Origin of the sequence: Protofrankia coriariae, from assembly GCF_001017755.1 — a bacterium.
Taxonomy (GTDB): domain Bacteria; phylum Actinomycetota; class Actinomycetes; order Frankiales; family Frankiaceae; genus Protofrankia; species Protofrankia coriariae.
Genome location: NZ_JWIO01000021.1, coordinates 8,137 through 17,432, shown reverse-complemented (window position 1 = coordinate 17,432; position 9,296 = coordinate 8,137). Strand labels below are relative to the sequence as shown.

The window sequence follows — 9,296 nt, the reverse complement described above, 5'->3', positions numbered from 1 at the left end:
CGTCGGCCGTCGGCCGTCGGCCGACAGCACCGTCCGCGCCGCGAACCTACCGGTTATGGATAGTAATGACCGCTCCGGCGGCCGGACCGCGCCGCGCGCGTGTCCGGATGCTGACCGTCCCGGCCGCGGAATCGTAGCTGACCAGTCACCATGAGGAACTCTTCGCAGGCCTGCAACCTGGACGGGCCGGCAGGCGTCAGGATGGCTGGTAAGTGGTGGAAACCGCACCAGCCTGCCGGCCCTCCAGGAAGGACCTGCCGTGACGGTCGACAGCGGATCCGTACCACCCGGCGGTGAGCCCGCTCCGAGCGTCCTCGCGCCGGGCGGCACCGTCCCCGACGGCTCACCCGGGCCAGCTGGCACCGGCCCGGGAAACAGCCCGGGGAACCGCCCAGGGAACACAGCGGGCCCACATGATGTGGCAGGCCCGGGAATCCCGGGGAACACGGCGCAGCCCGGTGGCGGCACCGGGCCGGACGGCGAGGCCGGACCGCGGGCGGAGCGGGCCATCCAGGCGACCACCATCGTCGCGGTGGTCGCGGTCGCGGCGGTGGCCGCCTTCGTCTCCTACCGGCACATGCGCGGGGTCGCCCTCGAGCAGGGGGAGGACCGCCTCGCAGCGACGGTCATCCCGTTCAGCGTCGACGGCCTGATCGTGGCCGCGTCCATGACGATGCTGCGGGACCGGCGTGCCGGGCGCCCCCGCTCCTGGCTGTCCTACACGCTGCTGACGCTGGGTGCGTGCGCGTCGCTGGCGGCGAACGTCATGCACGCCGAGCCCACTCTGGCGGCCAGGATCATCGCAGGCTGGCCGCCGCTGGCACTGCTCGGCTCCTACGAACTGCTCATGCGCCAGATCCACGCCGGCCGCGGTACGGCGGGCGGCCGGCGGTCCGCCGACATCCCGATCACGGTTCCGGCGCAGCGCGGTGAGCAACTGGCAGCACGACCGGCCGTGCACCGCGCTGCGCCGGCATCACCGTCGTCGCCCGGCATCCCGGCCGACGGGGTCGGCACGGCCAGCACGGCTGGCACGGCTGGCACGGCTGGCATTGTCACCCGCCCGGACACGGGTATCAACGCCCGGCCGCCCGCGGGCATCCTGGTCGCGGGCATCAGCGCCCGACCGGCCGAAAACCCCGGCGAAGCCGGAAAGCCGAACGAAGACAAGTCCGGCGCGGAGCACAACGGACCCGTTCCGATATCCATGGCGACGGCGTCCGCATCACTTCCTGTTACACTGACCGCACTGGACGCGGCCGGAAAACGCGATGCCATTGTCCGCGCGCTCGAACAGACCGGAGGTGCTGCCACCGATGCCGTCGCGCTGCTGGCCGCGCAGGGGGTGAAAGTCAGCAGAAGCTGGGTCTATCAGGTCCGGAAAGACACCCGTCACCATGACGCCGACACCGTCTCGCCCGCTCTGGTGGCCACCACGAAATCCGACTGACCGAATATCCCGGCCGGTATCCTGGCCGGCATCGGCAGTAATGTCGGACAGAGCTGACAGACAGAACCGACAGGAGACGGCAGCCGCCAGGAACAGCGCCGACCCGGAACAATGCCGGACGAGGACGGCGCCGACGGGTACCTGTGGGTTTTCCGTCGGGTCCGGGCGACGCGGATGGCGCCCCGTGACGTCCCGGACCCGACGATGACACGTCCGCGCTCCCCACCATCGCCGATCAGGAGAGGGCGGCGGACGTCAGGCCGTGCCGAGGCTCAGACCGTGGCACCGGCCATCGTCTGGCAGGAGGCGGCGCACGCACGGCACGCCTCCGCCAGCTTCATCATCTGGGCGTCGCCGGGCATCTTCATGGCCATCTCGGCGCACATGGTACATATGCGCGCACACATGGCACACATTTCCCGGTACATCGACGACATGCGGCACATCATGTCCGCGCAGACCTTCGTGACGGCCGCGCAGTCCATCAGGACACGCATGTTCGCCGCGTCCATCATCGTTCCCGGCATGTCCATGCAGTAGGCAATCGTCTCCTCGCACGTGGTCGAGCAGGACATGCAGTTGTCGATCGCCTTGCGCATTTCATTACTGATCTTCTCGGCATGTTGCACGATGACCCTCCTGACGGTCGCGCGGCGTGAACCGCCGCCTCCGATGGGCACTGCGAACCGCTCACGTCGAATATTCCGCCGTTCCGTGAGGGGCTCGGACCAACGATAAGCCTCGTATGACGAACGCGCATCAGCAACCGTGGCGGTCAACGCCCCCGCGGGCCAATTCAGCGGCGATTCGCGTAACGAAAAGAGCGGCAGAATCGACGTGTTCGCGAATATTAGCGGGTTTTGTTCAGTTCTTTTCCTGTTCCCGGTGCGCCAACGGACACACATTGGTGACACGCCGGCAACAGCACATCGGCCCACCACCGACAGGAACTTCGGCCAGTGGCGGGCCGGCCGAAGTTCTCAGGGCGTCGCGGGATTTGCCGCCGGCGGCAGGTCGCCAACGGGGCCGGGCACCGGGGACGGCCGGAGGTCACCGCCCACAGGTACGGTCATGGCTGCGGGCAGGCGGCTGTGCGGGACGACGGGAACGCCGCCGAGAAAGACCCCCGTCACCGCGTCGGGACGTTCGAACAACGACAGGTCGCCCGGATCCTCGTCCAGCAGAATGGCGTCGAACTCATAGCGTGGGGCAATACGACCGACACTTTCCGAGATACCGCACAGGCGCGCGCCGTTGGCCGTCGCCGCGAGCAGTGCCTCGGACGCCGACAGCCCGCTCTGGCGCAGCCGGGTGATCTCGGCAAGGTTGGCGCCGTGGCGGTCCCGGTGCCGGCAGTCGCTGCCAAGGGCGATCCTGACCCCGGCGTCGCGGGCCACCCCGATCGTGTCGGCCAGCATGGCCCGGGTCACGTGCGCCCGGTCGGCAGCCCACTGGGGCAACTGCCCGGTGTCGGCCAGCTGCCCCAGCTCGTGGTATGGCGACAGGGTGGGGACCAGCGTGACACCACGCCGCGCCATCAGGTCGGCCTCACGCTCCGTGAGACCGATCCCGTGCTCGATCGAACGGACGCCGGCCGACACCGCCGCGTCGACGGCGGCCGCGCCCAGCGCGTGCGCCATGACCCCGCGTCCGAAGGCGGCCGCCTCCGAGACCGCGACGGCGAGTTCCGCGGCGGTGAACTCCGGCAGCGGCTGCCCCGGGCGCACCGACATGATGCCGCCGCTGGCGAAGATGTTGACCCAGTCCGCGCCCGCCCGCACCACCGAGCGGACCGCCGCGCGCATCCCGTCCGATTCCCGGACGACATGCCGGGGCCGGCCGGGATAGTCCAGCGCAGTCAGAGCCTCCGGCGCCTCCAGACCGGGGCCGAGCAGCGCCCCGTCGCCATGGCCTTCCGAGCGGGTCAGCCCGACCACCGAGACCGCCAGCCGCGGCCCGGGGACGTGCCCGGCGAGCAGCGAGTCACGCACACCGGCGTCCGCGCCGCCGGCGTCCCGGACGTACGTCACCCCGGCGGCCAGGGTGCGCCGCAGCATCGCCGCTGTCTGGAAGAAGCGCTCCGACAGCGATGTCGTCATCATCTCCAGCGGATCGTATGTGCAGAGCGTGACATGGGAGTGGCAGTCGATGACGCCGGGCATCAGCCACAGCCCATGCGCGTCGACATCGACCGCGCTGGCGTTCAGCGGAAGATGCGGACGGACGTCAGTGATGTGCCGATTGCATACCGCGACATCCACGGGGCCGTCGAAGTAACCGTGCTCGTCGAGGGCGTACACGCCCCGCAGGACGAACCCGTTCGACAGGGCGGTGCCGTCCCGCCGTGGGACATCGGTGCTGGTGATCGTCATCGTGCCGTTCCTGCCGCTGGAGTCCGGCGTCCACCACTGGATGAATCACTGCCCTGGGCGCGGGGACGCTATGGAGATCACATAGGATATGCCGGCTCGGGCCGGGTACCGCGCTGGGCCCGCTCGGCCAGGCCACACACCGGATCACCGGTCAGGACGATGTGGCGGGGACGACGGCGACGAAGCGCCGGGCGGCAGCCAGGCTGCCTGCTGGCTGCCTGGCAACCGCGACGTCCGAGCGGGCACTCAGATCACGGTCGACAGGCCGTGCTCGACACGCGGCAGGTGTCGATGTACCGGCGGACGGTGAAGCCGCACGCCTGCGCGACGTGGTCGGCCGCAGTACCTGCCGCTGGCTTCAACCTGGCGCTGTACACCTGTACCTCCATTGTCGGCGCCGGTGGATGCGCCGTCACAGACCGAGCCGCCCGGCCCGGCCGTCACCACGGCCCTCGCCCGGACAGCCCAACCGGCCGTGGCGTCCGCCGGTGAGGCGGATACCGTAGTCGATGGTTCCAGTCTGCTCGTGAACGTAACTGACCGTCATTGGCAGGGTCAAGGGCCAGCGACCTGAAGACCGCGTCCGACGGATGTCGGTCGCGGCCCGGCGAACGGTGACCGGCCACCGCCTGACAACCGCCTGACAACCGCCCGATGGCGGTCGACAACGGCGGNNNNGGCGGCCGGCCGTCGTCATCCGACTGTCGCGGCGGTGACCGGCGGGTCCACCGGATGGCGTGCCGGCGCGGCCACCGCGCCGGCTGCCACCGCACCCGCTGCCGTCACGGGGCCCGCTGCCGCTGAACCGGCCGTCGCGTCGCCGTCCGCGCTGTCACCGTTGCGGCCGGCCCGCGTCGCGGCCAGCTCGGCCCGGGCGACGCGCAGCTCGGAGGTGAGCTCGTCGACCTGGCGCTCGGCGCGCTCGGCCCGGGAACGGGCGTCCGCCCTGGCCTCGGCGAGCACGGCCTGGCGTTCGTCCGCGGCCCGGTGGACAGCCTCGAGCCTGCGCTCGGCGTCGGCGTGGACGCGGGCGATCTCGGCGTCCGCGGCGTCGCGCTGGCGTACCAGGTCGGCGTGCAGCCGGTCAGCCTCCGCCCTGGCCTGGGCCGTGGTGTGCTCCAGAGCCTCGGCCCGGGCCAGCGCGGCGTCGCGGGCGGCGGTGGCGGTGGCAACCGCCTGCGCGGCGTCCTGCCGCGCCTGAGCCACCGCCGCGGCGGCCTCGTCACGTGCCGTCCGGACGGCGGCGTCCGCGGCCTGGTGCGCCTGGCGGATCTCCGCGGTCGCCCCGGCGCGGACCGCGTCCAGGCGTGCCTCGGCGTCCTGCCGTGCCGCTTCCGCCACCGCGGCGGCCTCGGCGCGGGCCTGCTCGAGCGCTGCCTGCGCCTGCGCCCGGGCCGCTGCGGACGCGTCGCGTTCGGCTTCCAGAGCGGTGATCCGCTCCTCCAACGTGTCGACCACGCCGACCGCCTCGGCCGCGACGGCCTCCGACTCGTCCCGGGCGACCTGCGCCTCACGAGCGGTCTGCTCGGCGCGCACGGCCCGGGCGATCGCCTCGGCGACGCGCTCGGCCGCCTCCGCCTCGACCGTTTCCACCCGCGCCTCGGTGGCGGCTATGTCACCAAGAGCGGTCATCTCCCGGACGAAGGCGTCCAGCGTCTGGGTGAGGTTGCCGGCCAGCGCGGTGATCTGCTCGGCCAGCACGTCGGCCCGCCCGCGCGCGCCCGCGGCGCGCTCCGAGCCGGCCTTGCCGATGACCACTCCCATCCCGGCCGCTCCCGGCCCGGACTGCCCGGCGAGCTCCCGTCTACGGCGGTAGGCCGACAGCCGGTTGTGGGCGGGATCGTCGCAGTATGCGGGCGGACGCCCCGGCCCGGCCGGGGCGCTCGGCGGCTGGCGGCATCCCGGGTAGGCGCACCGTACCGGTGCGCTCCCGTCGACCGTCGCGTCCTCGGTCATGCTCATCGCTGTCCGTTCTCGCTCCCGGTATCCCGCCCGCACCGACCCGACAAGAATGCACCAGGACGCACGATCAGGGGGCCAGCGGCCAGCGCGGTTTGCGACGGCTCTGCCCCCACCCGGCCCGCCCCGCCGGTTCGGGCGACCGGACGCCGTCCGACGCTCTCTGGCCGGCGTCCGACCAGGCGTCCGGCCGACCCCCGCCCGGTATTCTGCGCCCTTCCCGTCCTCGATCGTCTTTTGTGACGTTCAGTCTCAGCGCACATCGCTGTTTTCACCGTGTAGGTGGATGATGCGGACCCCTACCGGACAGCTTCGCTCACAATCAGTTACTGTCACGCTCCGTGATTGAGGAATTGCGCGCCGGTAGGCGTACAGGTATGGAGGGCAGACCGCCAGGGAGGGCAGCGGCGGCGCGATCATTCTTTCGTGGCCGGGGAACGGCAGCCGATCCGACGACTCCGACCGCTCCGACCGCTCTGACAGGACTGGGGCGCCCGGGAGGAGCAGACAGATCGGATGGGCCGGATGGGTCGCGGCTCCCACTGCGGCGGCACGTCCGGCGAGCCGCCGCAGCGGGCATGCTGGTGCTGCTCCTCGCCACGGTGACCGCCGGGCCCGCGGTGGGCGACACACCGAGCGCCCACGGCGCTCCCGACTCTCACGGCGCTCCCGATGCCCACGGCGCTCCCGATGCCCACGGCGCCCACGGTACGGATGGGCCCGCGCCGGGTGCGCAGGCCGGCACGGCCGGGTCGTACTGGAACGATGTCGCCGGCGAGCCCTTCCACCCGACCGGGCGCGTGCGCACCTACTACATCGGTGCCGACGAGGTCGTGTGGAACTATGCCCCGGACGACCGCAACGACATCACCGGCCAGCCCTTCAGCCCGCAGGAGAAAACCTTCCTCGAGTCCGGTCCGGGACGGATCGGTATGCGATACGTGAAATGCCTCTACCGCGGCTACACCGACGCCGGCTTCACCACGCTGGTGTCGCGCCCGCCGCAGGACGCGTACCTGGGCCTGCTGGGGCCGACGATCCACGCCGAGGTCGGCGACACCATAAAGGTCGTATTCCGTAACGGATGCCGGATCCCCGACAGCGTGCATCCCCACGGGGTCTTCTACACGAAAGCCAGCGAGGGGGCGCCGTACGCCGACAACACCTCCGGCGTGGACAAGTACGACGACGCCGTTCCCACCGGCGGCCGGCACACCTACACCTGGCTGGTGCCCGACCGCGCCGGCCCCGGCCCGCACGACGGCAGCTCTGTGATGTGGATGTACCACTCCCACACCCAGGAGGTCAGCGACACCGCCGCCGGCCTGATGGGCACGATGGTCATCACCGGCAAGGGGCTGGGCCGCCCGGACGGCAGCCCGAAGGACGTCGACCGCGAGATCGTCGCCCTTTTCGAGATCATGGACGAGAACCGCAGCCCGTACCTGGAGGAGAACCTCCGCCGTTTCGCCCAGCCGCCCTATCCGCCGCGGGACGACGCGAACTTCACCAGGTCCAACCGGCGGCTGGCCATCAACGGCTACATCTTCGGCAACGGGCCGATGATCACCATGAGGAAGGGTGAGCACGTCCGCTGGTACGTCATGGGCATGGGCGGCGAACAGGACCTGCATACCCCGCACTGGCACGGCAACAGCGTGCTGTGGAGCGGCATGCGCATGGACACCGTCCCACTGCTGCCCGCCACCATGGCCACGGCGGACATGGTGCCCGACGACGTGGGGACCTGGCTGTTCCACTGCCACGTCAACGAACACCTCCTCGGCGGCATGATCACCCGCTATCAGGTCCTCACTCCCGACGGAAAACCCGGCCCGTCCTCAGGCTCGGCAGGGTCGGGGGCGGCGGGAGCGGGGACGGGGGCGACGTCGTCGTCCGGCTCGGCATCCGCGGCGTCGGCAGGCTCCCCGTCCACGAAGATGCCGATACCGGCAGGCGGCGTACCAGCCGGCGAAGGCGGCACCGCCCACCCCTCGCCCTTCCCGATCGTCCCCGTACTGATCGTTTTCATGATGGCGCTGGGCGCCCGCAGACTCGTCGTCCGCCGCCGCACCACCCCCTGATCCCGGCTCCGCGGACCACCTGACCCCCGACGGTTCCGCCCAGCCCAGCACACGGCCATCGCAGGTGTCCCGGCCCAGCCCCACCCGGGACACCTGCATCCCCCACACCACCAAACCAACCCAGCTCCACGCGACAAGGCCAGATGCACCGCCTCCATTTCGTCGGTCTGTGAGCCGGTAGGCGGATAGCCTGGTGCTCTTCCGAGCGCTGATAGACAGAGGTAGATTGACCGCGGTGTTTTCCCTGGAAGATCGTCTGCCAGCCGATCGGGTTGCGCCTCGGCGGGCTGGGACAGGCACACCGATTCGCCGCCGAGGTCGGGAGCGTCGTCTACAAGCCGTTCCGGGTAGCACCACTACGCAGTCCTGGCGGCGAACAACTGACGATGTACGTCCGTGAAGCGGATCCGGCAGAGTTCGACGATTCGACCAGGCTTACCGCCCACATGTTCCAGGCGCGCCTTGACAAGATCGCAGATATACGGGTAACCGTCATAGGATCGCATGTCTTTGCGATCCTATGACGGTTAACTACTTGACTGGCGTGCGAATTTCATCCTCGATGACGATCGCTTCCAGTTCCTGCTGCAGTCCCGCGTTCCCGGGCTGGCCTACCGCGGATCATTCCAGTCTTCCGACCGGGACGCGACCTTCCGCACCAGCGACCCGGAAGGATGGGTATACGCCTATATCGACGACAACGATCTGCTGCGAATCCGGGAAGGCGACAACGGCGCACCCGTCTGGAAAATCATCGAGAACACCGCACACACCTGGGACCGTCTCGGCCGCCCAGACCTCAACGCCTTCCACCTCACCGTAACCTCACACCAGCAGACCCTGACCGCCCCCGGCGAGGAAACACAATGGCGAGTATTCTTCTGACGCTTTTCTAAACCAGCCAGTCGGAGCGTACGCCGACTCCCGCACCCGCCGATCAGCCCGCCATATCACGGCACTCGGCGTCAGCCGTCGCCATCGCTCAGGCGGCGACGGATGTCGGTGTCGCTGAGGTTGTGGGCAAAGCACCAGGACGCCAGCCGTCCGGCGATCGCGTAGAGGATCTGGTCGACGGCGACCCGGCCGGCCAGCGAGACCACCAGCCCGGCCCGCTCCCCGATACCGGCGACGAGCTGGGCGGCCAGGGTGGACTTCCCGCCCCCGCCCATCCCGTGGATCACCACTCCGGTCTGCGTCCCGGCCTGCTCGCCGCGTAACACCCGGGTCAGGGTGCGCAGCTCACCGCGGCGGCCGACGAACTCCCCGACCCGGCGGACTACGATCCCGTCGGCCAGCACCGGCTCCGCCGGCTCGATGATCGTCTCGAAGCCGGCGGCCGGGTCGTAGAGCGGGATCGCCGGGCCGCGCAGGAACAGCGCCGGGGTCGCCCACTCGACCAGTCCGGCCCGCAGGTCCGAGATCGGCAGGGCC

6 protein-coding genes are annotated in these 9,296 nt (G+C 70.5%); 2 read left to right on the top strand and 4 right to left on the bottom strand.

All coding sequences use genetic code 11. The features are described 5' to 3' along the window. The first annotated feature begins 259 nt into the window (after window positions 1-259). Window positions 260-1,450 carry a DUF2637 domain-containing protein gene (locus FrCorBMG51_RS13940; RefSeq protein WP_235433569.1) on the top strand — a complete coding sequence of 397 codons (1,191 nt, stop codon included), beginning with the start codon at window positions 260-262 and terminating at the stop codon, window positions 1,448-1,450. 272 nt (window positions 1,451-1,722) lie between these two features. Here the strand turns inward: FrCorBMG51_RS13940 and FrCorBMG51_RS13935 are convergent, their stop codons facing one another. From FrCorBMG51_RS13935 to FrCorBMG51_RS25285, 3 genes are all read right to left on the bottom strand, one after another. Continuing rightward, window positions 1,723-2,079, bottom strand: coding sequence for a four-helix bundle copper-binding protein (locus FrCorBMG51_RS13935; RefSeq protein ID WP_013873592.1), 357 nt, complete (start codon window positions 2,077-2,079; stop codon window positions 1,723-1,725). 351 nt (window positions 2,080-2,430) lie between these two features. Beyond that, entirely contained in the window at window positions 2,431-3,822 is a 1,392-nt protein-coding gene (locus tag FrCorBMG51_RS13930; RefSeq protein WP_047223505.1) for a metal-dependent hydrolase family protein, read from the bottom strand. A 693-nt stretch (window positions 3,823-4,515) separates the two neighbouring features. Then, complete coding sequence (locus tag FrCorBMG51_RS25285) at window positions 4,516-5,784, bottom strand: coiled-coil domain-containing protein (RefSeq protein WP_052914664.1); 1,269 nt, start codon at window positions 5,782-5,784, stop codon at window positions 4,516-4,518. A 575-nt stretch (window positions 5,785-6,359) separates the two neighbouring features. Here FrCorBMG51_RS25285 and FrCorBMG51_RS13920 point away from each other — a divergent pair. Continuing rightward, on the top strand, window positions 6,360-7,865 hold the full coding sequence (locus FrCorBMG51_RS13920) for a multicopper oxidase domain-containing protein (RefSeq protein ID WP_052914663.1): 1,506 nt from the start codon (window positions 6,360-6,362) through the stop codon (window positions 7,863-7,865). A gap of 965 nt (window positions 7,866-8,830) precedes the next feature. On the opposite strand, the gene FrCorBMG51_RS13915 is transcribed toward FrCorBMG51_RS13920, so the two are convergent. Then, on the bottom strand, window positions 8,831-9,296 hold a 466-nt coding region (locus FrCorBMG51_RS13915), incomplete at its 5' end, for an ATP-binding protein (RefSeq protein ID WP_157180504.1).

Excerpts from the sequence above, each read along its gene's own strand:
- FrCorBMG51_RS13930 (WP_047223505.1), bottom strand. The coding sequence starts at position 3,822 with ATGACGATCACCAGCACCGATGTCCCACGGCGGGACGGCACCGCCCTG.
- FrCorBMG51_RS25285 (WP_052914664.1), bottom strand. The coding sequence starts at position 5,784 with ATGAGCATGACCGAGGACGCGACGGTCGACGGGAGCGCACCGGTACGG.
- FrCorBMG51_RS13920 (WP_052914663.1), top strand. The coding sequence starts at position 6,360 with ATGCTGGTGCTGCTCCTCGCCACGGTGACCGCCGGGCCCGCGGTGGGC.